We start from the raw sequence: 26930 nt of genomic DNA, 5'->3' as shown, positions 1-26930 counted from the left end.
GAGTCCCACACCCACCACCCAAAGCTGCGAAAAGTTGGATCCAACAAAAAACCGGCAGGTCCCCTCTCTGGTGGTGACAGCAACCGCCGTGCTGCTTCGGCGGCACGACCAGAAGGGGATTCTTGAATGTCTAACGGACATAACACCACCGGTACGTCACGCGGTACTTCGGGGAGCGGCCGGCGTCGGGTGCGTTCGCTCGGCGTGCTTGCGGGCGCGGCAGTCGTAACCACCGCCTCGGTCAGCTTGGCTCTCGGGCTCATGCCCGCCCAGGCCGATCAGTCCACCGCCGCCCGGTCCGCGTCCACTGAGCCGGTGCCCATCCAGTACGCGCCGAACCACACCGCGTCCGCCGAGTCCACGTCCATCCAATCCGCGGCCGGTGAGACGCCGCCGAGCCATGATGAGGTTGGTCCGTCCGGCGCGAGTGCGGCCGCTGTTCGGGCGATCGGGACCAGCCAGCTGCTGCAGAGTGGGGATCTCGCCACAGTCAGCCCGAAGCTCGACACCGCGAACATCGCGCTGAACTGGGACGAAGACTTCTCGTCCTGCCTGGGTGAGGGGAACTCGTGGACCGAGACCCTTCGCGGCGCCCGCAAGGCGATCAACGTGCAGTGGTCGAGCCGGAAGGACCCGAACCTTGGTCTGTCCGAGTCGATCGGCCAGGCGAAGACGGCGGGGCAGGCGAAGGGTTATGCGAAGACCTTGATCGACAAGGGCATCCGCGGCTGCCAGGCGGGTACGTCGCAGTGGGACTTCCACTACGGCAAAACTCACACCGTGAAGGTCGGTACGGGTGTCGCTACCTGGGCCGCGTCGTACACCGGGAGCTCCACCCGCGCTGACGGGGGCATCGTGGTCGTCGTCAACGGGACCAACTTCGGCATCATCCAGACAAACGCGACAGCGGGCTCGGTCGACAAGGCGATCGCGTCCTTGGCCAAGTCAGCCGTCAAACGCCTGGGCTGACCCCGCGACGGAAAGCGCCGGCACAAGCCGAACCGGCGCCAGGCAACCCACCCGGCATCCGGCGTCCCGCCTCGGCGCCGGTCCCGGGGTTGTTGCCTGCGGGTGCGCTGAGCGGGCGGTTGCTGAGATTCGGGGCGGATTCTGAGGGGTGCTTTCAGGGAGTGTTCAGGAGAACTTGATGGTGGCTTGAGGGTTTCTTGGAGTGGGGCTGAGGGCGATCGGGCGAGCCTCGTTGCATGGTGAGTACAGGTGGGAACGGCGAGTCAGGGTTCGGGCGGCGGCGGGGGTGGGTACGACGGGCGTCGGTGGCCGCCGTTGCCACCGCGGTGCTTGGGGTCGGGGCGACGGGGGTGTCTGTCGCGGTTGTCTCGGCGAAGCACTCGAGTGCCGGCTCGGGGACCGCGACGAGCTCGGACGATTCGGGGTCCAGCGGTTCCGGGAGCTCCGGTAGCTCGGGTAGTTCGAGCGGGAGCAGTAGTTCGGGTGGGACTAGTTCCAATGGAACTAGTTCGGGTGGGAGTAGTTCGAGCAGTAGCGGGCTTGGGTCGGCGGCCTCGGGGTCCAGCTCTCAGGGTGGGAGTCATGGGTCATGAGCGCGTCGCGGGCTTGGAGCGCGTGGAGTTGCGCGGTGCGGCTGACCGTGGAGGACCCGGCCGTACTGGGTGCGGCTTGCGGTGAGCTCAAGGGGCTGATGGATCGGGTCGACAAGGCTGCCAGCCGGTTTCGGGTGGATTCTGAGCTGTCGGTTGTGAACCGCCGGGCTGGGGCGCTGGTGCCGGTATCGCGGTTGCTGGTGGATCTGGTTGACGTCAGCTTGGTCGCGGCGCGGGTGAGTGGTGGGGCAGTTGACCCGACTGTCGGTCCAGCGGTGATCGCGGCTGGGTATGACGTCGACATCGAAGCAGTACGCCGCCGCTTCCCGCCGCCCCTTCACGAACCGCAACCACCACTCGAAGCGTCTGGAGCGCCGGGGGAGCAGATGGTGGGTGGAACGCACCCACAGTCGGCGGAGCTGGGTGGGGCGCACCGACAGGCGGTGGTGGGTGGTGTGCGTGGGGGATCGCCGGGCGTCGGTGGGGTTGCCGGCTGGCGGGAGGTGCGGCTCAATCGGAAGTTGGCGTTGCTCGGGGTGCCCAAGGGGTGTGCGCTTGACCTGGGGGCGACTGCCAAAGCGTGGACTGCCGATCGGGCGGCCAATCTGTTGAGCAAGCGGTACGGCTGCGCCGTGCTGGTTGAGATCGGTGGGGACCTGCGGGCCGCTGGTGCGCCGAAGGAGCCCTGGGTGGTGACTGTCGCCGAGCGGTCCGGTGGGCCGGGTGTGTTGGTGACTCTCACTCACGGCGGTCTTGCCACTTCGACGCGTACGGTGCGGCGGTGGCGCACGGCGGACGGGTACGCCCATCACGTCATCGATCCGCGTACGGGGCGCCCGGCGGAAGGGGCGTACCGAACCGCGTCGGTGTGGGCACCAACGGCAGTGCGCGCCAACACCTTCAGCACCGCGCTTGTTGCGACTAGTGACGCGGCACTCGGACGGTTGAAGCTGGCCAGCCACCCGGCGCGGTTGATCGGTGCGGACGGTGAGGTCACCGAGCTGTCCGGCTGGCCGGCGGCGAGCAGGGCCGCCTGATGACACTCTGGTACTTGGCCCGTGCCGCCGGTGTGGTCACGATGGTCATGTTCACCCTGTCGGCGGTACTAGGCATGCTGATGCCGCGCATCCGCAAACCGGAGCGGCGTTTCTGGCTCCAGTACGTGCACAGGTCGGCTGCAGTAACCGGACTGGTCTTGCTGACCACCCACGTGATCGCAGTGATAGCAGACAGCTACGTCAGCATCAGTCCGACCGTGCTGGTCTGGCCGTTCGGTTCCGGCTACCGCCCGTTCGCCATGGCCGTGGGCGTACTAGCCCTGTACAGCCTGGTGCTCGCCTCTCTGGTCGGAGCGTCCCGCGGCCGCCTTGCGGTCTCGGCGCAGTTCGCCAAGTACTGGCGCAAGCTGCACATCGCCGCCTCAGTTGGCTGGCTGCTGTCCATCGGCCACGCACTGCTGGCAGGTACTGACCGCAGTACGCCGTGGATGCTCGCCATCACTCTGACCTGTCTGGTCGCAGTGGCTCTAGCAGGCGCGTACCGCCTCAACGCAACGCCGATCTCCCGTGCTTGGAGGGCCCAATGAGAACGCTCGAAGCAACCAGGGTGATCGGTGTGGCCAGACTGCTCGCTGGACTTGACCACGGGCCACTGAACGATCTGCACAGCCATCTACAGACACACGGTCCGCAGCCGCAGCTAACCCGCGACGACTACACCTCACTGGCTGAAGCTGTAGGTCTCAGAGGACGTGGTGGTGCCGCCTTTCCGGTCGCACTGAAGCTGAAGGACCTCCCACGGCGCGGAGTGGAGGCAGTGGTCGTCAACGGTTCCGAGAGCGAACCGCTGAGCCGCAAAGATCGCCTACTACTCGCACAGTCGCCGCACCTCGTACTGGACGGTGCTGTCGGTCTCGCACATGCGCTCCAGGCGCCACATGTACTCATCGCCGTACACGACCACGAGGCGGCCACCAAAGTACGAGAAGCCTTGATGGAGCGTCATGACGACCTGGCGATCGAGGTACGAGACACACCGGGCCGCTTTGTCGCAGGGGAGGCCCGTGCGGTGCTGAATGCACTGGAAGGCACCCAGGCCGTACCACCCGGGCGGAGGGTCTTGCCAACAAGGAAGGGCTACCACAGACGACCGACCTTCCTGTCCAACGTGGAGACGTTCGCCCAGTTGGCAGTACTCGCCCGGCTCGGGTCGCGTGGTTTCAGCAGTACCGGAGTGAGCACCGAGCCAGGTACGCAGCTCCTGACCGTCGCCGGAGCAGTACAGCGCCCCGGAGTGATCGAGACACCGACCGGTATCCCGCTGAACACGGTCCTCCAGTACGTCGAGGCAGAACCCGGTCCTGTCCTACTAGGCGGCTACCACGGCCGCTGGCTGCCACAGACAGACGGCGTGACGCTCCAGCGACCAGATGTGTCAGCCGGCATCGTGCTGCCGCTCGGATCGAGTACCTGCCCGCTCGGTGAGGTCACCAGGGTCGTTCAGTGGCTGTCGAGTGAGTCAGCCGGCCAGTGCGGTCCCTGTGTGTTCGGACTGGCCGCACTGGTCGATGACTTCACCAGGCTGACCGCTGGTGACCCGCAGGGCTGGCATGACGCCCAGCGGCATCTCGGTCTGATTCCGGGGCGCGGTGCGTGTGCACACCCGGACGGGTCGGCGCGGTTCCTGGCGTCAGCGCTGGAGGTGTTCGGCGACGACGTACACAGCCACCTGTCCGGAACAGGCTGCGGCCGACCGGTGCGAGGGGTACTAGGAGGTGCCTGGTGAGCAAGCTGGAGATCGACTGGACCCGGTGCGACGGCCACGGCCTGTGCGCCGGCCTGCTACCCGAGGACATCGCCATGGACGAGTGGGGCTTCCCTCTCCTCCGCGCCGACGAGATTACCCCAGGTGAACTCCCGGACGCACGCCGCGCAGTCCTCGCCTGCCCAGCCCTTGCACTCCGTCTCACCAGTCAAGGACGTGTCTGATGGTTCCGCACCTACTGCGCGGCACTCGGCACGGCATCTCGCCGCACGGGAGGAAAGGCAACGATGAAACCACATCGAGGCCTCCCCTCCCGCACGCCGAGCTACCGCACCGAGCACCTGCTCGCTACGGCGCGGAACCATCAGACACGTCCTAGTGACAGTCCCGTCCCCGCACCACACCAGTGACGATGGTGGACTAATCTCTGAGTGACCGCACAATGTCGTGCGGTCCGGCGGGAGCGACGCCGAATGTCACGTGTGGAGACGGTGAGGAATGCAGAGCAAGCTGGACGTTCTGAAGGCCGATGTGATCGCCAAAGCGGTGGCCACGGGAACTCATGGGCACGACAAAGTGGTCGACCCGGTCAGGCTGAGGACCTTCCTGGAGCAGTACTACCGGCACGTCGCCGCGGAGGACGTCGCCGAGCGGCAGCCGAACGACTGCCTGGGCGCCGCGCGGCACCATTACAAGTCCGCGACGACCCGCCCGCAGGGTACGGCGAAAGTGCACGTTTTCACTCCGACGCCGGAGGAGTACGGCTGGTCCGCGAACGGGCGGACCGTGGTCGAGATCGTCGTCGACGACATGCCGTTCCTGGTGGACAGCGCGGCGATGGTGATCACCGACCGCAACCTTGAGCTGCAACTGCTGATCCACCCCCAGTTCGTGGTCCGGCGGGACATGGCCGGCACGCTCCAGGACGTCCTGGACGACAGCGAGACCGCGGACGAGCACGATCTGGTCCGCGAGAGCTGGATGCACCTGGAGATCGAGCGGATCGCGGACGTCGCCGAGCACCGCGCCCTCGAGCACGACCTGCTCAAGGTCCTGAACGACGTCCGCGAGGCGGTCGAGGACTGGCCGAAGATGCACGAGAAGGCGGTCAGCATCGCGGCCGGCCTGGACGCGGCCGAGCTGCCGGTCGCCGAGAGCGAGGTCGAGGAGGCCCGTGAGCTGCTCGAATGGCTCGCCGACGAGCACTTCACCTTCCTCGGCTACCGCGAGTACGACTTCACCATGGAGGGCGCGCAGGGCATCCTGCGCGGCCGCCCCGGCACCGGCCTGGGCATCCTCCGGCCGGATCCGAAGCCGGGCTCCGGCAAGCTGCCGCCGGAGGTGAGCGCCAAGGCGCAGGAGCAGAAGCTGCTGATCCTGACCAAGGCGAACTCCCGCTCGACCGTGCACCGGTCCACGTACCTGGACTATGTCGGGATCAAGCAGTTCGACGAGAACGGCGACCCGGTCCGCGAGTGCCGGTTCATCGGTCTGCTGTCGTCGACCGCGTACACCGAGAGCGTCATGCAGGTGCCGGTGCTGCGCCGGAAGGCACTGGAGCTGTTCCGCCAGACCGGCTTCGACCCGAACAGCCACAGCGGCAAGGGCCTCCTGGACGTACTGGAGACCTACCCGCGTGACGAGCTGCTGCAGGCGCCGGTGGAGGACCTGCTGCCGATCGTGCAGTCGGTGCTGCACCTGCAGGAGCGCCGCGCGGTCAAGCTGTTCGTACGACGTGACGTCTACAACCGGTACCTGTCCTGTCTGGTGTACCTGCCACGTGATCGGTACACCACTGCGGTCCGTCTGCGCATGCAGCAGATCCTGAAGGACGCCATCGGCGCAGAGTCGGTGACGTACGCCGCGTACGTGACCGAGTCCGTACTTGCGCGCGTGCACTTCGTCGTCCGGATGAAACAGGGCGAAACAGTCGGCGAGTACGACACTGAGCTGCTGGAGCAGCAGGTGGTCGACGCCACTCGCGCCTGGGCGGATGACTTCACTGTGGCGTTGCATGCGCAAGGCGGCGACGTCGCGGTGACCAAGCTGTCCCGTCGATACGCCGATGCGTTCCCGGAGGCGTACAAAGAGGACTTCGACGCCCGTGTGGCAGTCAACGACGTCCATGTACTGGAGGGCCTGCCGGCGGACGACGGTCTGGCCATGTCCTTGTACAGCCCGATCGAGGAAGAGTGGGAGGGTGAGCGGCGGTTCAAGGTGTACCGCACCGGGTCGCCGCTGTCGCTGTCCCAGGTGCTGCCGCATCTGACCGCTATGGGCGTCGAGGTCATCGACGAGCGCCCGTACGAGATCCGCTGCGACGACGGCACCATGTCGTACATCTACGACTTCGGGCTGAAGGCACCGGAGGACACCGAGGAGCGCGAGGAACTGCGCGCGCTGTTCTCCGACACGTTCCAGGCGGTCTGGCAGGGCAGGGCCGAGTCCGACAAGCTGAACGCGCTGGTACTGCGCGGCAGCCTCAGCTGGCGACAGGTGTCGATTCTGCGCGCCTACCAGCGCTACATGCGCCAGGGCGGTACACCGTTCAGCCAGGACTACATCGAGAACACGTTCCTGAACCACGTGGACGTGGCCAGTCTGCTGGTGCGGCTCTTCGAGGCCAGCTTCGACCCGGCTCGCGGCCGGGTCGACGACACGGACCGGACCGCGCTGACGGATCAGCTGGAGAAGGAGATCCTGGCCGCGCTGGACACCGTGCAGAGCCTGGACGAGGACAGGATCCTCCGGTCGTACCTGACCGTGATGAAGGCGACGCTGCGGACCAACTACTTTCAGCCCGGTCCGGACGGTCAGCCCCGGTCGTACCTGTCGCTGAAGCTGGAGCCGAAGGCCATTCCGGACCTGCCGCAGCCGCGCCCGGCGTACGAGATCTTCGTGTACTCGCCGCGGGTCGAAGGTGTGCACCTGCGGTTCGGCGCGGTCGCCCGCGGCGGTCTGCGCTGGTCGGACCGGCGCGAGGACTTCCGCACCGAGGTGCTCGGCCTGGTCAAGGCGCAGATGGTGAAGAACTCGGTGATCGTGCCGGTCGGCGCGAAGGGCGGCTTCTACGCCAAGCAACTGCCCGACCCGGCCGCCGATCGGGACGCCTGGCTGGCCGAGGGGATCGCGTCCTACAAGACATTCATCTCCGGGCTGCTGGACATCACCGACAACATCGTTGCCGGTGACATCGTTCCGCCGCGGGACGTGGTCCGCTACGACGGCGATGACGCGTACCTGGTGGTTGCCGCGGACAAGGGCACCGCGACCTTCTCGGACCTCGCGAACGGGGTCGCGAAGGAGTACGGCTTCTGGCTCGGCGACGCGTTCGCCTCCGGCGGGTCGGTCGGGTACGACCACAAGGCGATGGGTATCACCGCCCGCGGCGCCTGGGAGTCGGTCAAGCGGCACTTCCGCGAGATGGGTCACGACTGCCAGCACGAGGACTTCACCGTGGTCGGCGTCGGCGACATGTCCGGTGACGTGTTCGGCAACGGCATGCTGCTGTCCGAGCACATCCGGCTGGTCGCGGCGTTCGACCACCGGCACATCTTCCTGGACCCGGCGCCGGACGCCGCCACCTCGTTCGCCGAGCGGCGGCGGCTGTTCGAGCTGCCCCGGTCCTCGTGGGCGGACTACGACAGCGCGCTGATCTCCTCGGGCGGCGGCGTGTACTCGCGAACCGAGAAGGCGATCCCGATCTCCGCGGAGGTCCGGGCGGTACTCGGCATCGAAGGCACCGCCGCGAAACTGACCCCGGCCGAGTTGATGAACGCGATCCTGAAGGCGCCGGTCGACCTGTTCTGGAACGGCGGCATCGGCACGTACGTGAAGTCGAGCAGCGAGTCGAACGCCGATGTCGGCGACAAGGCCAACGACGCGATCCGGGTGAACGGCTCCGAGCTGCGCGCCCGCGCGGTCGGCGAGGGCGGCAACCTCGGCTGCACCCAGCTCGGCCGGATCGAGTACGCGGCGGCGGGCGGCCGGATCAACACCGACTTCATCGACAACGTGGCCGGCGTGGACACCTCCGACCACGAGGTGAACATCAAGATCCTGCTGGACAAGGTGGTGGCCGACGGCGACCTGACCGAGAAGCAGCGCAACGACATCATCGCGTCGATGACTGACGAGGTCGGCGCGCTGGTACTCAAGAGCAACTACCGGCAGAACATCGCCCTCGCGAACGCGACCGCCCAGGCGCCGGCGCTGATGCACGTACACCAGGACTGGGTCCGGCGGCTCGAACGGCAGGGGCTGCTCGACCGGCAGCTGGAGTTCCTGCCGAGCATCCCGGAGTTCAAGCGGCGCAAGGCCGAGGGCCGTGGGCTGACGTCACCGGAGCTGTCGGTGCTGATCGCGTACACCAAGATCGTGATGGAAGCCGAGCTGCTCAAGACCTCGCTGCCGGACGATCCGTTCCTGAAGCACAAGCTGGCCAGCTACTTCCCGAAGGCGATCCACGAGCGGTTCGCCGACCAGATCCAGAGCCACCAGCTGCGCCGGGAGATCATCACCACGCAGGTGGTGAACGAGTTCGTGAACACGTCCGGCGTGACCGCGTACCACCGGCTCTCGCTGGAGACCGGCGGTACGGTCGAGGACGTCGTCCGGGCCAACCTGGCCGCTTCGCGGATCTTCTCCCAGCCGGAGCTGCTGGCCGCGAACGCCGACCTGGACAACGTCGTCGATGCCGAGACCCAGACGCACATGCGGCTGGAGACCCGGACGCTCGTCGAGCGCGCGACCCGGTGGCTGGTCAGCAACCGGCGCCCACCGGTCGACATCGAGGAGCTGATCGAGTTCTTCGGTCCGGGCATCGCGAAGCTGACCACGGCGCTGCCGGAGGTGCTGCGCGGCCGCGAGCTGGCGCTGTTCGAGCAGCGCCGGGAAAGCCTGGTGCAGAAGGGCGTCGCGGACGATTTCGCGACCCGGATCGCCGTGCTGCCGCCGACGTACGCCGGGCTCGGCATCGTCGAGACCGCGTCCCGGGACGACATCGACATCCTTGAGGTCGCCAAGGTGCACTTCGCGCTCGGTGAGCGGCTGCAGCTCGGCCGCTTCCTGGAGCGGATCATCGGCCTGCCGCGGACCGACCGCTGGCAGACGATGGCCCGCGCGGCGCTGCGCGACGACCTGCACGCCGTGCACTCGCGGCTGACCCGGCAGGTGCTCGCCACCACCGACGCCTCGGCCGAGCCCGAGGACCGGGTGATCACCTGGCAGGACCAGAACGCCGCGGTGCTGTCCCGGGCCGCGTCGATGCTGGAGGAGATCGTCGAGATCGAAGGCCCGGAGCTGGCCCACCTCTCGGTCGGCCTGCGCCTGGTCCGGGCCCTGATCGCCAACCAGGGCTAGGGGTTCATCGCTCGGACACGACGACGTCGACGGAGTACTGGTCGGCGCGGTAGCAGTGGCTGCCGTACTCGACCGGGGATCCGTCGGCGGCGTACGCCGAGCGGGTCATCGTGATCAGCGGTTCCGCCTTGGACATGTGCAGCGTACGGCGCTCGTCGGCGGTCGCGTTCCGGGCGCCGATGCGCTGCCGGGCGACGGTGGGCCGGATGCCGCGCGCGCGGAGCACCGCGTACAGGCCGTCGGCGACGAGTTCCTCGACGGACAGGTCGGCGAGCGTCGGCGGCAGCCAGTTGCGCATGATCGCGAGTGGCAGATCATCCGCGTACCGCAGCCGGACGATCGACACCAACGGCGTACCGGGCGGGAGTTCGAGGACCGTGGCGGCGCGTTCGTCGTGCGCGGCGCAGTCCAGCGCGAGCACCTCCGTGTGGGGCGTGCGGCCCTCACGGGCGAGGTCGTCGTACAGGCTGGTCAGCTCCGCCTTGCGGTGCACCATCTGGTTGGCGACCGTGGTGCCGATGCCGCGGCGGCGCACCAGCAGGCCCTGGTTGACCAGCTCCGAGATCGCCCGCCGGACCGTCGGGCGGGACAGGTTCAGCCGATCGGACATGCCGATCTCGTTCTCGAACGGGTCGCCCGGACGCAGCCGGCCGTCGGTGATGGCGGCGGTCAGCTGCTCGGCCAGCTGGTGGTACAGCGGCACCGGACTGGTCCGGTCGAGCTGGATGGGCAGCGCGGCGATCATGCCGGGGATGGTACCGCGATGATGTACTCATGTCGCGACGTGAGAATGTGTTAACAAAGTATTGACACCTCCCGCCCAGGGCCGGAAAGCTGACGGGCAACCAGCGCGCCGCCGGGGCTGTGGCGCGCCTGTACTTCGAGAGAGGCTGCGCGGATGCGGATCGGGTTGGTCGGGGTCGGGCGGATCGGGGCGTTCCACGCCGCGACGCTGAAGGGCTTGCCGGCGGTTGATCAGGTGGTCGTCGCCGATGCGGACCCGGCCCGGGCCGAGGTGGTCGCGAAGGAACTGGGCGTCTCGTCCGCGCCGGACGTGACCGCGCTGCTCGGCTCCGGGCTGGACGGTTTCGTGATCGCGGCGGCCACGTCGGCGCACGCGGACCTGATCGCGGCCGGCGTCGCGGCCGGCGTGCCGACGTTCTGCGAGAAGCCGGTCGCGCTGGACCTGGCCGAGACCGAGCGCGTGCTGGAGCTGGTCGAGGCGTCCACCGTGCCCGTACACATCGGTTTCCAGCGCCGGTTCGACGCCGGCTACCAGGCGGCGCGGGCGGCGGTGGAGACGGGCGAGCTCGGGTACGTGCACCACATCCGCACGAACACGAACGACGCGTTCCCGCCGCACCACGAGTACATCCCGAACAGCGGCGGCTTCTTCCGCGACTGCACCGTGCACGACTTCGACATCATCCGGTACGTCACGGGCCGCGAGGTGGTCAGCGTGTACGCGACCGGAGCCAACCGTGGCGAAGCGTTCTTCGGTGAGTACGGTGACGTCGACTCGGCGGCCGCACTGCTCACGCTGGACGACAACACCTTCGTCACGGCGAGCGGTACGCGGTACAACGGCGCCGGCCATGACGTACGGATGGAGCTGCACGGCAGCCTGGGGTCGATCGCGGTCGGCCTGGACGAGCACACCGCGCTCCGGTCCGCCGAGCCCGGCGTCACCTTCCCGGGTGGGCAGCCGCACATGACCTTCATGGACCGCTTCCAGCCCGCGTACGTCGCCGAGCTGACCGCCTTCACCGAGGTCGTCGCCGGTACGCGGGCGGTGCCGTGCACGGTCCGGGACGCGTTTGCCGCCTTCCGGATCGCCGACGCCTGCGAGCTGTCCCGGCACGAGAACCGCGTTGTCGTCCTCTGAACTGCCACGCCCTGAACCCACACGCTCTGAGGAGTTTGCTTTCATGACCGAGTTTGCTGCTCGTATCGCCGGTGCCCCGATCTCGTGGGGCGTGTGCGAGGTCCCCGGCTGGGGCTGGCAGTACGACGCCGAGACGGTGCTCGCCGAAATGCGGACGGTCGGCCTGGCCGCGACCGAGTTCGGTCCGGACGGATTCCTCCCGGACGACCCGGCGGACAAGGCCAAAACGCTCGCGGACGTCGGGCTCCGCGCGGTCGGCGGGTTCGTACCCGTCGTCCTGCACGACCCCGCGCATGACCCGGCGCCCGAGGTCGCGACCGCGCTGGAGGGGTTCGTCGCGGCCGGCGCCGGCACGCTCGTGCTTGCGGCCGCGACCGGCCAGGACGGGTACGACGACCGCCCGGTCCTCGGCGACGCGGGCTGGAACACCCTGCTCGGAAACCTCGACAAGCTGGCCGAGCTGGCCGCGTCGCGGGGCGTACTCGCGACCGTCCACCCGCATGTCGGCACGATGGTCGAGAACGCGGCGGACGTCGACCGGGTGCTGGCCGGCTCGTCGATCGGTCTCACGCTGGACACCGGCCACCTGCTGATCGGTGGCGCCGACCCGGTCGCGCTGGCCGTCAACCACACCGATCGGATTCGGCACACGCACCTGAAAGACGTCGACGCCGGCTGGGCCGCCCGCGTGCAGTCGGGCGAGGTGTCGTACACGGATGCGGTCCGGGAGGGCATGTACCGGCCGCTGGGTGCCGGTGACATCGACATCACCACGATCGTGACCACGCTGGAGAAGGCCGGGTACGACGGCTGGTACGTGCTGGAGCAGGACACGATCCTCGCCGATCGACCCAGTGACGAAGGGCCGGTGGCCGACGTACGCGCCAGTATCGGCCACCTGAACGAGATCGCGGCCGCGCTGCGATGACCGTGCGAGTGCCGTGGCTACGGACGGACCGGCGGGATGGGAGGGTCTGATGGTGGACGACGTACTGACAATCGGGCGGATCGGGGTCGACCTGTACCCGCTGCAGCCCGGAACACATCTTGAGGACGTAACCTCGTTCGGCAAGTTCCTCGGCGGGAGCGCGACGAACGTGGCGGTCGCGGCGGCGCGGCACGGGCGGAAGACGGCGGTGATCAGCCGGACCGGGAACGACCCGTTCGGCACGTTCATCCACCGCACGCTCGGTGAACTCGGCGTCGACGACCGTTTCGTCACGCCGGTCGACGGGCTGCCGACGCCGATCACCTTCTGCGAGATCTTCCCACCGGACAACTTCCCGCTGTACTTCTACCGCTTCCCGAAGGCGCCGGACCTGGTCATCAACCCGTCCGAACTCGACGTGGACGCGATCCGGGAGGCGCGGATCTACTGGTCCACCGTCACCGGGCTGTCCGCGGAACCGTCCCGGTCCGCGCACTTCACCGCCTGGGAAGCGCGCGGCCGCAAGCCGTTCACGGTGCTCGACCTGGACTACCGGCCGATGTTCTGGGCCGACCCGAGCGAGGCGCACGACCAGGTGTCGCGGGCGCTGGAGCACTGCACGGTTGCCGTCGGCAACCGTGAGGAGTGTGAGGTGGCGGTCGGCGAAACCGATCCGGACAAGGCCGCCCAGGCGTTGCTGGACCGCGGCCTGGACCTGGCCGTGGTCAAGCAGGGACCGCGCGGCACGCTGGCGCGGACCCGCGACGAACGCGTCGAGGTCCCGCCGTTCCCGGTCGAGGTGGTCAACGGCCTCGGCGCCGGCGACGGCTTCGGCGGCGCCCTCTGCCACGGCCTGCTCTCCGGCTGGCCGCTGGAAAAGGTCATCCGGTTCGCCAACATCGCCGGCGCCATCGTCGCCTCCCGGCTCGAATGCTCCACCGCCATGCCCACCACCGAAGAGGTCCTCTCCCGGTTGGGAGCCGACTCATGACCCCCAACACCCCAAACCCCCAGCACCCCACGGCGCCACAACCCCAGGACACCTACTCCGAGGAAGCCCGCACAATCCCGATCCAGCCCCCACCCGACCGTGCAACCCAGGGCGACCGAGCAGCTTCTGGCGATGAGGAAACTGTTTTGGTTCCAGGCACGAGCGAGCCGACTTTCGAGATCCCCCGCGAGTCGCCGTTCGCACCACAGCACTCGGAGGCGCCGGCCGGCGCGGACGACCCGACGGTGAGTGTGTCCGTCAGCGGGCAGCCAGGTACTGGTCCGGGGACCGGTCCTGGGGCTGGTGCTGGTGCCGCTGGCGGTGGTGCGAACGATCCGACAGTGGTCGTACGCCGCCCGGTTACTCCCGGCGCCGAGGACCTGACTGTCGTGGTGGATCCGTCGCGGATCACGGCAAGCCCCGACGGCCAGACCACGGTCATCGGCAACCTGGACCTCCCCGCCGGCGCCAACCCGCCCGCGTCGGCAGCCGCCGACCATCTCGTCGGCGGCCAGTCGAGCCTGATCGAAGGCCCAGGAAACCAGCAACAACTCACCCCATCCATCACCCCATCCACCGCCGCCCCAACCACAGATCCCACCCAGCCGGCCGAGACCCTCGCCGTCGCACCAACTCCCAACCCCACGGCTCCCAACCCCGTGGCCGCTGACCCCACGGTCGCCATCTCCCCGGCCACCGAACCGTTCGCCGCCGAGCAGTTCGCCGTCGAGCCGGTGGTTGACGAGCCGATCGCAGTAGAGGCGGATGCTGTCGAGCGGTTCGCTGCCGAGCCGGTCGCCGCGGAGTCGGTGGTTGCAGGGGCATTCGCCGCTGAACCGGTGGTTGCTGAAACGGTTGGCGTCGAGCCGGTTGCTGGTGAGGCGCCGGTTGGCGTACCGGTCGCTGGTGAGCCTGCGGTTGGCGGGTCGGTTGCTGCTGAGACGTCGGCTGCTGGTGAGTCGGCGGAGTGGGCTGTTGGTGCCGCTGGGCGGCGGGATGAGTTCGCGGACAGGTTGGCGGAGCTGACCGAGGTTCGGGTTCGGTATCCGGAGCGGGTCGAGGAAGGCTGGCTTGGCCGGCGGACCCGTGGGCTGGTGGGGGAGGACGGTCGGCTGCTGATCGTGGCTGCTGACCACCCGGCTCGGGGCGCGCTCGGCGTGCGCGGCGACCGGATGGCGATGGGCAGCCGGGCCGATCTGGTCGCGCGTTTGGTGATCGCGTTGCAGCGGCCAGGCGTGGACGGCGTACTCGCCACGCCGGATGTGCTGGAAGACCTCCTCCTGCTCGGTGCGCTCGAAGGGAAGGTCGTCATCGGTTCGATGAACCGGGGCGGTCTGCAGGGCGCATCGTTCGAGTTGGACGATCGCTTCACGGCGTACCGGACCGCGGACGAGATCGCGGCGCGGCGGCTCGACGGCGGGAAGATGCTGACCCGGATCGACCTCGCCGACCGCGGGACGGTCGCGACGTTGGAGAGCAGCGCCGCCGCGGTGACCGGCCTGGCCGAGCACAAGTTGATGGCGATGGTCGAGCCGTTCTGGTCGACGCGGTCGGAGGACGGGCGGGTGACGAACCTGCTCGACCCGGAGTCGGTGATCAAGTCCATCCAGATCGCGTCCGCCCTCGGCGCGACCAGCGCGTACACGTGGCTGAAGCTGCCGGTCGTCGACGAGCTCGATCGGGTGATGGAGGCAACGACCCTGCCGACGTTGCTGCTCGGCGGTGATCCGACCGGTGATCCGGAAGCGACCTACTCGGCGTGGGGCAAGGCGCTGGACCTGCCTTCGGTACGCGGGCTGGTCGTCGGCCGCGCGTTGCTCTTCCCGCCCGACGGCGATGTCGCGACGGCTGTCGACCGGGCCGCCGCGCTGGTCCACGGCGGCGCCGCATGACCGCGCGCCGGACGGAAACGCACAGGTCCCAGGTGCTTGAGGTTCGACTGGAGCGAGGTCGGGATGAGTGAGTGGGTTCGGCCGGCGGGGACCGCGGCGCGCGACGGGTACGACGTGGTGGTCCGGCCGGGCGACCCCGGTTGGAAGCACAGCGGACTGACCGTACGGACGTTGCGCCCGGGGCAGTCGGTACAGATCGAGACCGGCGACTGCGAGTACATCGTGCTGCCCTTGAACGGGTCGGCCGAGGTCGTCATCGACGGCGAAGCGGTGCCGCTCGGTGGGCGGGCCGATGTGTTCGCGGGCGCGACCGATGTCGCGTACGTGCCCCGGAACACCACCTTCGCGGTGGTGAGCGCCGGTGGCGCGCGGATCGCGTTCCCGTTCGCGAAGGCGGCCAGTGACCGTCCGTTCCAGCGGATCGCGGTCGAGGACGTCGAGACCGAACTGCGTGGTGCCGGCGTCGCGTCCCGCCAGGTCCGCAACTTCGGTACGCCAGGGGTGCTCGACGCCGACTCGATCATCGCCTGTGAGGTGATCACTCCGGCTGGCAACTGGTCGTCCTACCCGCCGCACAAGCACGACGAGCACCGGCCCGGGAAGGAGAGCGAGCTCGAGGAGATCTACTACTTCGAGCTGCAGCTGTCCGATGCCGCGCCGGAAGGTGCCAGGGGCAACGACCCGATCGGGTACCAGCGGGTGTACGGCACCGACGACCGGCCGATCGACGTACTGGCGGAGGTCCGCAGCGGGGACGTCGTCCTGGTCCCGCACGGATGGCACGGTCCGGCGATGGCACCGCCCGGCTACGACATGTACTACCTGAACGTGATGGCCGGCCCTGGTACGGAACGCCAGTGGCTGATCACCGACGACCCGCAACACGCCTGGGTACGTGAGTTGTGGAACTCGCAACATATCGATCCACGCCTGCCTTTCCAGCAAACAGAGCCTCTCGGAGGGGATGAGTCATGACGGTGCGCCTCACGGTCGCGCAGGCCTTGGTGCGATTCCTGAGCGTTCAGTACTCGGAGCGGGACGGCGTTCGGCAGCGGCTGATCGCCGGGTGTCTGGGCATCTTCGGCCACGGCAACGTCGCCGGTGTCGGGCAGGCGTTGCTGCAGTCGGAGCTCGACGACCCGGAGGCACTGCCGTACATCCTGGCCCGCAACGAGCAGGCCATGGTGCACACGGCGGCCGCGTACGCCCGGACCCGTGACCGGCTCCAGACCTACGCCTGCACGGCAAGCGTCGGCCCGGGCTCGACCAACATGGTGACCGGTGCGGCCCTTGCGACTATCAATCGGCTGCCGGTACTGATCCTCCCTTCGGATGTGTTCGCGACCCGGGTGGCGACACCCGTGCTGCAGGAGCTGGAAAGTTACGGCGCGGGCGACGTCTCGGTGAACGACGCCTTCCGGCCGGTGTCCAAGTACTTCGACAGGGTCTGGCGGCCGGAGCAGTTGCCGTCGGCGTTGCTGAACGCCATGCGGGTGCTGACCGATCCGGTCGAGACCGGCGCGGTCACGCTGGCTTTGCCGCAGGATGTCCAGGCCGAGGCCTACGACTGGCCGGAGGAGCTCTTCGCCGAGCGCACCTGGTACGTGGCGCGGCCGGTGCCGGAGGCATCAATTGTCGACAAGGCGGTAGATCTCCTACGGTCCGCGCAGCGCCCGTTGATCGTTGCCGGTGGCGGCGTGCACTACTCCGGCGCCGAGGACGCGTTGCGTGCGTTCGCCGAGCAGACCGGCATCCCGGTCGCGGAAACCCAGGCAGGCAAGGGATCGCTGCGCTTCGACCATCCGCGGTCGGTGGGCGCCGTCGGCTCGACCGGGACCACGGCAGCCAACGCCCTGGCCCGCGATGCCGACGTGGTGATCGGGATCGGCACCCGCTACAGCGACTTCACGACTGCCTCGCGGTCCGCGTTCCAGAACCCGGCGGTGCGGTTCGTGAACATCAACGTGGCGCGTTTCGACAGTGCCAAACATGCTGGTCTTCCTCTCGTCGCGGATGCTCGGGAAGCCCTTGTTTCGTTGGGCTCCGGGCTCGGTGATTGGTCGGTGGACGCCAAGTACACCTCGCTCGCGACGGAACTCGCAAGGACCTGGAACGGAACTGTGGACGCAGTTTTCCGGCCCTCGGCCGAGGTGACGGACAAACTGGCGGAAGGCCTGCTGACACAGGGCGAAGTGCTCGGTGCCGTGAACGAATTGTCGGCGCCGTCTGATGTGGTTGTCTGCGCGGCCGGTTCGATGCCGGGTGACCTGCACAAACTGTGGCGGACGCGCGACCCGAAGGGATACCACGTCGAATATGGCTACTCCTGCATGGGATACGAGATCGCCGGCGGTCTCGGGGTCCGGCTCGCGGCGCCGGACCGGGACGTGTTCGTCATGGTCGGCGACGGGTCGTACCTGATGATGTCCAGCGAGCTGGCCACCGCGGTCCAGGAGAACCTGAAGATCATCGTGGTCCTGGTGCAGAACCACGGGTTCGCGTCGATCGGCGCGCTGTCCGAGTCGCTCGGTTCGCAACGGTTCGGGACGGCGTACCGCAAGCGCACCGGCGACGGCAGGCTCGACGGCGACTACCTGCCCGTGGACCTGGCGGCGAACGTGCGCAGCTTCGGCGTCGACGTGATCGACGTACGCAGCCGAACCGAGCTGGAGCAGGCGATCCACACCGCGAAGGCGGCGACCGGTCCGATCGCGATCCATGTCACGACCGATCCGCTGGTCAGCGCGCCGGACAGCGACTCGTGGTGGGACGTCCCGGTCAGCGAGGTGTCGGAGCTCCGGTCGACGCAGGCGGCCGCGGCGTCGTACGAGGAAAGCAAGAAGACCCAGCGGCCATACCTGGCTCCGGTTGAAGGGGACAGCTGAAATGGGCCGGGTCGCGATCGGTACGGCGCCGGACTCGTGGGGAGTCTGGTTCGCCGACGATCCACGGCAAACGCCGTGGCCGCGGTTCCTCGACGAGGTGGTCGCGGCCGGGTACACCCGGATCGAGCTCGGTCCGTACGGGTACCTGCCGACCGATCCGGTGCGCCTCAAGGACGAGCTGGATCAACGCGGTCTGACGATGACCGCGGGTACGACGTTCGAGCAACTGCACCGGCCTGACGGCTGGGAGTCGACCTGGCGCGACGTGGCGAGGACCGCTGAGCTGACCGCGGCGATGGGTGCCAAGCATCTCGTCGTGATGCCGTCGATGTGGCGCGGCGACAACGGGGAGATCGTCGAGGAGCGGCTCGATCACGAAGGCCAGGCACGGCACGGCCAGGCGGTGACCGAGCTGGGTCGCCGGCTGGCGGAGGAGTTCGGGCTGCGTACGCAGTACCACCCGCACGCCGACGGGCATGTCGACACCCAGGACACCGTGGAGCGCTTCCTCGAAGAGACCGACAGCGCGCACGTGAACCTCTGTCTGGACACCGGTCACATCAGCTACTGCGGCGGCGACAACCTGGAGCTGATCCGCAAGTACCCGGACCGGATCGGCTACCTGCACCTGAAGCAGGTCGATCCCAAGGTGCTGGCCGAGGTCGAGGCCGAGGGCCTGAGCGTTGACGAAGCGGTCCGGCGGGGCGTGTTCGTCGAGCCGCCGAACGGCGTACCCGAGCTGCCGCCGGTGCTGGACGCGCTGGCAGCGCTCGACGTCGACGTGTTCGCGATCGTGGAGCAGGACATGTACCCGTGCGCGCCGGACGCTCCGCTGCCGATCGCGGAGCGGACGCTGGCGTACTTATCCACAGCTGGGGGTGGCGTATCGAGCTGACGACCAGTTGAGTGTGACACTCTCTGGTCCCACGTACATCCGCGGAGTAACCGTGGTGCGTCCCTGAAAGGCTGGTCCAAGTCATGGTTCGGTGGCAGAAGAAGGCGGTGGCCGCGGTCGCGGCGGTCGCGCTCGCCGCGGCACTGGCGGCGTGCAGCTCGTCCGGCGGCAAGCAGAAGGAGCAGAGCTCCGGTGGCAGCGGCAGTGGAGTCGCGAACACCCCACGGATGAAGGTGGCCCTGATCACCCACTCGGGACCTGGCGACACCTTCTGGGACATCGTCCGGCGTGGCGCCGACGCGGCCGCCAAGAAGGACAACATCGACCTGCAGTACTCGGCGGACCCGGACGGCGCGGCCCAGGCGAACCTGGTGCAGACCGCGATCGACTCGAAGGTGGACGGCATCGCGGTCACGCTGAACAAACCGGACGCCGTCATCCCGAACGTGAAGAAGGCGATCGCGGCCGGCATCCCGGTGACCGTGCTGAACGGTGGCCTCGACCAGTGGAAGTCCAGCGGCGCGATCGGGTACTTCGGCCAGGACGAGCGGATCGCCGGCCAGGCGACGGGTGAGAAGCTCAAGGAGCTCGGCGCCAAGAAGGTGCTCTGCGTCATCCACGAGCAGGGCAACGTCAGCCTGGAGGCCCGCTGCCAGGGCATCAAGGACAAGTTCGGCAACGTCGAGAACGTCAATGTCAACGGCACCGACCAGCCGGGTACACAGGCCACGCTGACCTCGAAGCTGCAGCAGGACAAGGCCGTCGACTACGTCGTCGCGCTGAACGCCGGCATCGCGCTGACCGCGGTCCAGGCCGCGAAGGACGCCGGATCAGGCGCGAAGATCGGCAGCTTCGACATGAGCAAGGAGATGGCCAAGGCGATCCAGTCCGGCAGCGTGCAGTTCGCCGTGGACCAGCAGCCGTACCTGCAGGGGTACCTGGCCGTCGACGCGCTGTGGCTGTACAAGAACAACGGCGACACCATCGGTGGTGGTCAGGCGACGCTGACCGGCCCGGCGTTCATCGACAAGGCGAACATCGCGGCAGTACTGAAGTACGCCGAAGCCGGGACTCGCTGAGGTACCGCCATGGCATCCACCATCACCTCACCCGCGCCGGGAGACGACCGCGTCTCGGCCCGGTCCATCGGCGCGCGGCTGCTCAGCCGGCCCGAGATCGGTTCGCTCGTCGGCGCGGCCGTCATCCTGGTGTTCTTCCTGATCGCGGCGCCGCCGTTCCGGGACGTCAACAACACCGGCACGATCCTCTACCAGGCCGCCCTGATCGGCGTGATGGCGGTGCCGGTGTCGCTGCTGATGATCGGCGGCGAGTTCGATCTGTCGGCCGGCGTCGCGGTGACGACGTCCGGCCTGACGGCAGGCATCTTCGCGTACCAGTTCAGCCTGAACGTCTGGGTGGGCGTGCTGGTGGCGCTCGTCCTGTCGCTGGCGATCGGCGCGTTCAACGGCTGGCTGCTGATGCGGACCGGCCTGCCCAGCTTCCTCGTGTCGCTGGGCACCTTCTTCATCCTGCAGGGCCTGAACATCGCCGTCACCCGGCTCACCTCCGGCGCCGTCGCGTCGAACTCGATCAGTGACATGGACGGGTTCGGCGCGGCGCACGCGGTGTTCGCGTCGGAGTTCAAGCTGGGCGGCGTGACGATCAAGATCATCATCGTCTGGTGGATCGTCTTCGTGGCGATCGCCGCCTGGGTGCTGCTGAAGACCCAGATCGGCAACTGGATCTTCGCGGTCGGCGGGGACGCGGCGGCGGCGCGGGCGGTCGGCGTACCGGTGAAGAAGGTGAAGATCGGGCTGTTCATGGCGGTCGGGTTCTTCGCCTGGTTCACCGGCATGCAGTTGCTGTTCGTGCAGAACGGCGTGGTGCAGTCGGGTGAGGGCGTCGGCAAGGAGTTCCTGTTCATCATCGCGGCGGTCGTCGGCGGCTGCCTGCTCACCGGCGGGTACGGGTCGGTGGTCGGCGGCGCGGTCGGTGCACTGATCTTCGGGATGGTGCAGCTCGGCGTCGTGTACGCGGGCTGGAACCCGGATTGGTTCAAGGCGTTCCTCGGCGCGATGTTGCTACTGGCAACCATCGTCAATCTGGTCGTCAAGAACAGGGCGGAGGCGCGATGACCACCACGAAGTCGTTCGCGGAAGCGGCGGCGGCCGGGCCGAACCAGCCGATCGTGCTGCTCGAGGACATCGGCAAGAGCTACGGCAACATCGCCGCGCTCCGCGGGGTGTCGCTGGCGGTCCGGCAGGGCGAGATCACCTGCGTACTGGGCGACAACGGCGCGGGGAAGTCGACGCTGATCAAGATCATCGCCGGGCTGCATGACTACACCTCCGGCCGGATGTCGGTGAACGGTCAGGAGCGGCACTTCTCGTCGCCGCGGGAGTCGCTGGACAGCGGGATCGCGACCGTCTACCAGGACCTCGCGCTGGCGCCGCTGATGTCGGTCTGGCGGAACTTCTTCCTCGGCAACGAGCTCACCAAGCGGCCGTTCGGGTTGCTGGACTCGGCGGCGATGAAGCGGATCGCGCACGAGGAGCTGACCAAAATGGGGATCTCGATTCCCAATCTGGAGCAGCCGGTCGGGAAGCTGTCCGGCGGCCAGCGGCAGTGCGTGGCGATCGCGCGGGCGATCCACTTCGGCGCGAAGGTGCTGATCCTGGACGAGCCGACGGCGGCGCTCGGCGTGAATCAGTCGGGCGTGGTGCTGAAGTACGTGGTGAAGGCGCGGGACGCCGGGATCGGCGTCGTTTTCATCACCCACAATCCGCATCACGCGTACCTGGTCGGCAATCACTTCGTGGTACTGAAGCTCGGCCGGGTGGCCCTGGACACGCACCGCTCGGAGATCACGCTCGAGCAGTTGACGACGGAAATGGCCGGCGGGTCGGAGCTGGAGGCACTCAGCCACGAGCTCCGCGGCGCGAACCCGGACCCGGTCGCGGTTTCAGGAGCAGGCGGTCCAGCAGACGGTCAAGCGGACGAAGCGGTAACGAGTGTGGATGATCAGGAGAAGGGGGACGGCGGGGATGAGTGAGTTGCGGGTTGGGATCGTCGGGGTCGGGGTGATGGGTGCCGACCACGCGGAGCGGGTGGCGCGGAAGACCTCCGGCGCCCGGCTGGTCGCGGTTTCGGACCCCGACCAAAAGCGGGCCGAAGGGATCGCGGCGCGGCTCGGGGCGCGGGCGATCGGTGACCCGCTGGAGCTGATCGCGGCGGCCGACGTGGACGCGGTGATCCTGGCGTCGCCGGGATTCGTGCATGCGGAGCAGTTGTTCGCCTGCCTCGAACACGGCAAGCCGGTGCTCTGCGAGAAGCCGCTGACGATGGACGCCGAGTCGGCGTTGCGGGTGGTTGAAGCAGAGCACAAGCTCGGGCGGCAGCTGATCCAGGTCGGGTTCATGCGCCGGTTCGACCCGGAGTACGTGGCCCTGAAACAGCTGCTCGACTCGGGCGAGCTCGGGCGTACGCTCGTGCTGCACAACGTGCACCGGAACAAGACCGTACCCACGACGTTCCGCAGCGAGATGATCGTGCGGGATTCGATGGTGCACGAGGTGGATGTCGCCAGGTGGCTTTTCGATGACGAGATCACCCGCATCACCGTGCGTACGCCGAAACCGACCGGTCTGGTCAGCGAGGGCGTACTCGATCCGCAACTGGCCTTGTTCGAGCTGGCCGGTGGCGCGATGGCCGACGTGGAGGTGTTCGTGAACTTCCAGGTCGGGTACGAGGTGCGCTGCGAGGCGGTCGCGGAGCGGGGCAGCGCGACGATCGGCCTCGGGACCGGCGTGGTGACGCGGGCCGGCGCGACCTGCGGGACCGCGATCCCGGCGGACTTCCGGGTGCGGTTCGAGCAGGCGTACGACCTCGAGGTGCAGCGCTGGGTCGACGCGACCGTACGCGGCGAGCTGGACGGACCGACGGCCTGGGACGGGTACGCGGCGGCGGCCGTGTGCGAGGCCGGCCTGGAGTCGCTCGCGACCGGTCAGCCGGTCGAGGTCGCGCTCGCCGACCGCAACGCCGTCCTCGGATGAACTCCGGCCTGGACGAACACCTGGCTGAAGCCCGGCCTTCGGATGACAACAAATGAGAGAACTCGGCAGTGAGGAAGCATCGTGAGTACTGAGATCAAGCGGATCACCCACCTCGTCGGCGGGAGTGCGTGGACCGGCGTCGCCGAGCGGACCAGCAAGGTCTACAACCCGGCGACCGGGCAGGTCACCGGTGAGCTGGACCTGGCGTCGGCGGCGACCGTCGACGAGGTCGTCAAGGTCGCTCACGAGGCGTCCAAGGCGTGGCGGCAGATGTCGCTGACCAAGCGCACCCAGGTCCTGTTCGCGTACCGCGAGCTGGTGAACCGGGACAAGGAGCGGATCGCCGCGCTGATCACCGCCGAGCACGGCAAGGTGCTGTCCGACGCGCTCGGCGAGGTGACCCGCGGCCTCGAGGTGATCGAGTTCGCCTGCGGCATCCCGCACCTGCTCAAGGGTGGCTTCAGCGAGGGCGTCTCGACCAAGGTCGACGTGTACTCGATCCGGCAGCCGCTCGGGGTCAGCGCGGTGATCTCACCGTTCAACTTCCCGGCCATGGTGCCGATGTGGTTCGTCCCGATCGCGGTTGCCTGTGGCAACAGTGTGGTGATCAAGCCGTCCGAGAAGGACCCGTCCGCGGCGAACGCGATGGCCGAGCTGTGGAAGGAGGCCGGCCTGCCGGACGGCGTGGTGAACGTCGTGCACGGCGACAAGGAGTCGGTCGACCGGCTGCTCGAGCACCCGGACGTCAAGTCGGTGTCGTTCGTCGGCTCGACGCCGATCGCGAAGTACGTGTACGAGACCGCGACCCGCAACGGCAAGCGGGTGCAGGCGCTCGGTGGCGCCAAGAACCACATGATCGTACTGCCGGACGCGGACCTCGACCTGGCCGCCGACGCGGCCGTGAATGCCGGCTTCGGGTCGGCCGGTGAGCGCTGCATGGCGATCTCGGCGCTGGTCGCGGTCGAGCCGATCGCGGACGAGCTGATCGGCAAGATCAAGGAGCGGATGGGCCGGCTGAAGACCGGCGACGGCACCCGCGGCTGCGACATGGGCCCGCTGGTCACCGGCGCGCACCGGGACAAGGTCGCCGGGTACGTAGCGGCCGGCGTGGACGCGGGCGCGGACCTGGTCGTGGACGGGCGCGCGGGCGACTTCGACGGCGGGGACGACGGGTTCTGGCTCGGTCCGACCCTGTTCGACAAGGTCACGCCGGAGATGTCGATCTACACCGACGAGATCTTCGGTCCGGTGCTCTCGGTGCTGCGTACGCCGTCGTACGACGCCGCGCTCGAGCTGGTGAACTCGAACCCGTACGGCAACGGCACGGCGATCTTCACCAACGACGGCGGCGCGGCCCGGCGCTTCCAGAACGAGGTGGAGGTCGGGATGGTCGGGATCAACGTCCCGATCCCGGTGCCGATGGCGTACTACTCGTTCGGCGGCTGGAAGAACTCGCTGTTCGGCGACACGCACGCGCACGGCACCGAAGGCGTGCACTTCTTCACCCGCGGCAAGGTGGTCACGTCCCGCTGGCTCGACCCGTCCCACGGCGGTCTGAACCTGGGCTTCCCCACCCACGACTGATCAAAAGCGCATGGCGGCCGGTACACATACCGGCCGCCATGCGTTGAAGCTTCAGATCGTCGACACCGGCCGCGGCGTCATACCCGCGGCCGTGTAGCACGCGTCGATCAGTTCCATCGTCGCCAGCGCGTCATCAGCGTCGGTCAGTACGGGAGCACCATTGCGTACCGCTCCCGCGAAGGCGTCCAGCTGGTACGTGTACGACGTCCTGGTGCCGAGATGCTCCACCCAGGTGTCTTCCTTCGTCGTCACGATCACCCGGTCGTCGTTCTGCGGCAGTACGTAGAACGGCGCGAACGCCTCGCCCCGGCTACCGATCACCTTCAGGCTGAACTCGACGCTCTCCGCCGCCATGCTGGTCCGGACCGCACCCGTCGCCCCGCTCGGGAACTGCAGGTCGGCGTTCAGCCATTCGTCCACACCGGGCAGCCGCTTCCGCTCGCCGGCCCGCGCACTGGCCAGGAACGGAGCACCACCGGCGTACGCCGCGAACATCCGCTGCGCGTGCAGCGCGTAACAACCGACGTCCATCACCGCGCCACCGGCGAGCGGCAGCGACCAGCGCGGGTCGTCGTCGGCGGGTGGTGGCATCACCATCGTCGCCTCGACATGCTGCAGGTCGCCGAGCTCACCCTTCGCGATCAGCTCCTGGAGCCGCCGCAGCGCCGGGTGGTACGCGTAGTGGAAGCCTTCCATGAAGACCAGGCCGGACGCCTGCACCGCATCGCGTACCTGCCTGGCCTCGGTGGCGTTGCTGGCCGACGGTTTCTCGGTCAGCACATGCTTGCCGGCGGCAAGTGCCCGCAGGTTCCACGGGCCGTGCAAGCCGTTGGCGAGCGGGTTGTAGATCGCTTCGATGTCCGGATCGTCGAGCAGGTCCTGGTACGTCGCGTGCACGCGTTCGACGTCGTGCTCGGCGGCGAAGGCCTCGGCCCGGCCGGTGTCACGGGCAGCGACCGCGACCAGCCGGGCGCCGGTCAGCCGAGCCGGCTCGGCGATGGCCCGGCCGGCGATCCGGGCGGCACCGAGGATGCCGATCCGCAGCGGTTCCATGCCTTCTCCTTCGATGGTCGGCCGCACGGGCGGTACGGCAGGTCGGTGTGGCAGGTCGGTACGGCAATGGGTCCAAAAGGGCGTCAAGAGGCGGTCGGAAAGGGGCGGGTTCCGCCGGTAAGGGTAGCTCCCGGCGCCGGCGGCGAACGCGCCATCCTGCCTGACGGGCAGTGCGTGCCGACACCGGCTGCCCGTGATCCGGACTCCGGTTCACCGAACGTTCACGTGCTCGCCGCCCGGCTCCGGTGGTCCTCCGGGTCTGATCAAATCGGGGCCGAAGGTCGACGGCAGCCGGTCCAGGCTTCAGGATGTGCCCATGAGTACCGTCCAGATCCAGGTCGATCGGAACAGCCGTACGCCGTTGCACGTGCAGCTCGCACAGCAGCTGGAAGCGGCCATCCAGGGCGGTGATCTGCCGGTCGGGTCGCGACTGAGCAACGAAGTCGATCTGGCCGAGGCGTACGGGTTGAGCCGGCCGACCGTACGCCAGGCGATCGCCCGGCTGGTCGACCAAGGACTACTGGTCCGCAAGCGCGGTGTCGGTACTCAGGTCGTCGGTAACTCCGGACAGGTACGCCGCTCGCTGGAGCTGACCAGTCTGTACGACGACCTGATCGCGGCGCACCGCAAGCCACAGACCGACGTGCTGCGCTTCGGTATCTCACCAGCAACCAGAGAGGTCGCTGCCGCACTCCAGTGCGAACAGGGCGATCGAGTACTACGGCTGGAGCGGCTGCGGCGCGCTGACGACGAGCCGCTGGCGCTGATGCGCAACTGGCTGCCACCGGAGATCCTGGAGACCGACCCGTCCACACTGGCCGACCGCGGGCTCTACCAGCTACTACGAGCCGAAGGAGTCCGGCTGAAGGTGGCGCATCAGACGATCTCCGCTATCCCGGCTACGCCTGAGCAAGCGCGGCTGCTGACGGAGGAACCCGGTTCGCCGCTTCTCGCGACGACGCGCATCACGTACGACGACCACGGCCAGCCGGTCGAGTACGGCTCGCATCTGTACCGCGCGAGCCGCTACTCGTTCGAGCACACCCTCGTACACCGCTAACCCTCTTCTTGATGGGGTA

General features: G+C 68.2%; 21 protein-coding genes. 19 read left to right on the top strand and 2 right to left on the bottom strand.

Annotated features, from left to right (window positions below):
* Positions 1-126: 126 nt before the first annotated feature.
* From HDA44_RS18600 to HDA44_RS18575, 6 genes are all read left to right on the top strand, one after another.
* Positions 127-969: a hypothetical protein gene (locus HDA44_RS18600; protein WP_184836136.1), complete on the top strand. Its 843-nt coding sequence runs from the start codon at positions 127-129 to the stop codon at positions 967-969.
* Positions 970-1597: 628 nt separating this feature from the next.
* Entirely contained in the window at positions 1598-2599 is a 1002-nt protein-coding gene (locus HDA44_RS18595) for an FAD:protein FMN transferase (RefSeq protein ID WP_184836134.1), read from the top strand.
* Entirely contained in the window at positions 2599-3147 is a 549-nt protein-coding gene (locus HDA44_RS18590; RefSeq protein WP_184836124.1) for a hypothetical protein, read from the top strand. Before HDA44_RS18595 ends, HDA44_RS18590 begins: the two co-directional genes overlap by 1 nt.
* Positions 3144-4346, top strand: coding sequence for an NADH-ubiquinone oxidoreductase-F iron-sulfur binding region domain-containing protein (locus HDA44_RS18585; RefSeq protein ID WP_184836122.1), 1203 nt, complete (start codon positions 3144-3146; stop codon positions 4344-4346). The genes HDA44_RS18590 and HDA44_RS18585 overlap by 4 nt, the downstream gene beginning before the upstream one ends.
* A complete protein-coding gene (locus HDA44_RS18580; protein WP_184836120.1) occupies positions 4343-4549 on the top strand; it encodes a ferredoxin in 207 nt (68 codons plus the stop codon). The genes HDA44_RS18585 and HDA44_RS18580 overlap by 4 nt, the downstream gene beginning before the upstream one ends.
* Before the next feature lie 274 nt (positions 4550-4823).
* Complete coding sequence (locus HDA44_RS18575; protein WP_184836102.1) at positions 4824-9686, top strand: NAD-glutamate dehydrogenase; 4863 nt, start codon at positions 4824-4826, stop codon at positions 9684-9686.
* 4 nt (positions 9687-9690) lie between these two features.
* Here the strand turns inward: HDA44_RS18575 and HDA44_RS18570 are convergent, their stop codons facing one another.
* Entirely contained in the window at positions 9691-10431 is a 741-nt protein-coding gene (locus HDA44_RS18570; protein ID WP_184836100.1) for a GntR family transcriptional regulator, read from the bottom strand.
* 153 nt (positions 10432-10584) lie between these two features.
* Between HDA44_RS18570 and HDA44_RS18565 the strand changes: the two genes are divergently transcribed.
* From HDA44_RS18565 to HDA44_RS18510, 12 genes are all read left to right on the top strand, one after another.
* Positions 10585-11571, top strand: a complete 987-nt coding sequence (locus tag HDA44_RS18565) for a Gfo/Idh/MocA family protein (protein WP_184836098.1) — start codon at positions 10585-10587, stop codon at positions 11569-11571.
* A 43-nt stretch (positions 11572-11614) separates the two neighbouring features.
* Entirely contained in the window at positions 11615-12499 is an 885-nt protein-coding gene (locus HDA44_RS18560) for a sugar phosphate isomerase/epimerase family protein (RefSeq protein WP_184836096.1), read from the top strand.
* 49 nt (positions 12500-12548) lie between these two features.
* A complete protein-coding gene (iolC, locus tag HDA44_RS18555; RefSeq protein WP_184836093.1) occupies positions 12549-13490 on the top strand; it encodes a 5-dehydro-2-deoxygluconokinase in 942 nt (313 codons plus the stop codon).
* A 1013-nt stretch (positions 13491-14503) separates the two neighbouring features.
* On the top strand, positions 14504-15382 hold the full coding sequence (locus tag HDA44_RS38925) for a Cgl0159 family (beta/alpha)8-fold protein (protein ID WP_184843852.1): 879 nt from the start codon (positions 14504-14506) through the stop codon (positions 15380-15382).
* Positions 15383-15445: 63 nt separating this feature from the next.
* On the top strand, positions 15446-16357 hold the full coding sequence (iolB, locus tag HDA44_RS18545) for a 5-deoxy-glucuronate isomerase (RefSeq protein WP_184836092.1): 912 nt from the start codon (positions 15446-15448) through the stop codon (positions 16355-16357).
* A complete protein-coding gene (gene iolD / locus HDA44_RS18540; protein ID WP_184836090.1) occupies positions 16354-18267 on the top strand; it encodes a 3D-(3,5/4)-trihydroxycyclohexane-1,2-dione acylhydrolase (decyclizing) in 1914 nt (637 codons plus the stop codon). Before iolB ends, iolD begins: the two co-directional genes overlap by 4 nt.
* A 1-nt stretch (position 18268) precedes the next feature.
* A complete protein-coding gene (locus tag HDA44_RS18535; RefSeq protein WP_184836087.1) occupies positions 18269-19162 on the top strand; it encodes a sugar phosphate isomerase/epimerase family protein in 894 nt (297 codons plus the stop codon).
* An 83-nt stretch (positions 19163-19245) separates the two neighbouring features.
* Positions 19246-20241, top strand: coding sequence for a sugar ABC transporter substrate-binding protein (locus HDA44_RS18530; RefSeq protein ID WP_184836085.1), 996 nt, complete (start codon positions 19246-19248; stop codon positions 20239-20241).
* 9 nt (positions 20242-20250) lie between these two features.
* Complete coding sequence (locus tag HDA44_RS18525; RefSeq protein WP_184836083.1) at positions 20251-21297, top strand: ABC transporter permease; 1047 nt, start codon at positions 20251-20253, stop codon at positions 21295-21297.
* Complete coding sequence (locus tag HDA44_RS18520) at positions 21294-22214, top strand: ATP-binding cassette domain-containing protein (protein ID WP_184836081.1); 921 nt, start codon at positions 21294-21296, stop codon at positions 22212-22214. Before HDA44_RS18525 ends, HDA44_RS18520 begins: the two co-directional genes overlap by 4 nt.
* Entirely contained in the window at positions 22207-23214 is a 1008-nt protein-coding gene (locus HDA44_RS18515) for a Gfo/Idh/MocA family protein (protein ID WP_184836079.1), read from the top strand. Before HDA44_RS18520 ends, HDA44_RS18515 begins: the two co-directional genes overlap by 8 nt.
* Positions 23215-23295: 81 nt before the next feature.
* Positions 23296-24798: a CoA-acylating methylmalonate-semialdehyde dehydrogenase gene (locus HDA44_RS18510; protein ID WP_337906111.1), complete on the top strand. Its 1503-nt coding sequence runs from the start codon at positions 23296-23298 to the stop codon at positions 24796-24798.
* Between the two features lie 51 nt (positions 24799-24849).
* On the opposite strand, the gene HDA44_RS18505 is transcribed toward HDA44_RS18510, so the two are convergent.
* A complete protein-coding gene (locus HDA44_RS18505; RefSeq protein ID WP_184836077.1) occupies positions 24850-25851 on the bottom strand; it encodes a Gfo/Idh/MocA family protein in 1002 nt (333 codons plus the stop codon).
* Positions 25852-26167: 316 nt separating this feature from the next.
* Between HDA44_RS18505 and HDA44_RS18500 the strand changes: the two genes are divergently transcribed.
* Positions 26168-26911 (top strand): GntR family transcriptional regulator, encoded by a 744-nt coding sequence (locus HDA44_RS18500; RefSeq protein ID WP_184836075.1) that lies wholly within the window; start codon positions 26168-26170, stop codon positions 26909-26911.
* Positions 26912-26930 lie beyond the last annotated feature (19 nt).

The organism is Kribbella solani, from assembly GCF_014205295.1.
In the GTDB taxonomy this organism is placed as follows: domain Bacteria; phylum Actinomycetota; class Actinomycetes; order Propionibacteriales; family Kribbellaceae; genus Kribbella; species Kribbella solani.
This window is presented reverse-complemented; position numbering and strand designations above follow the sequence as displayed.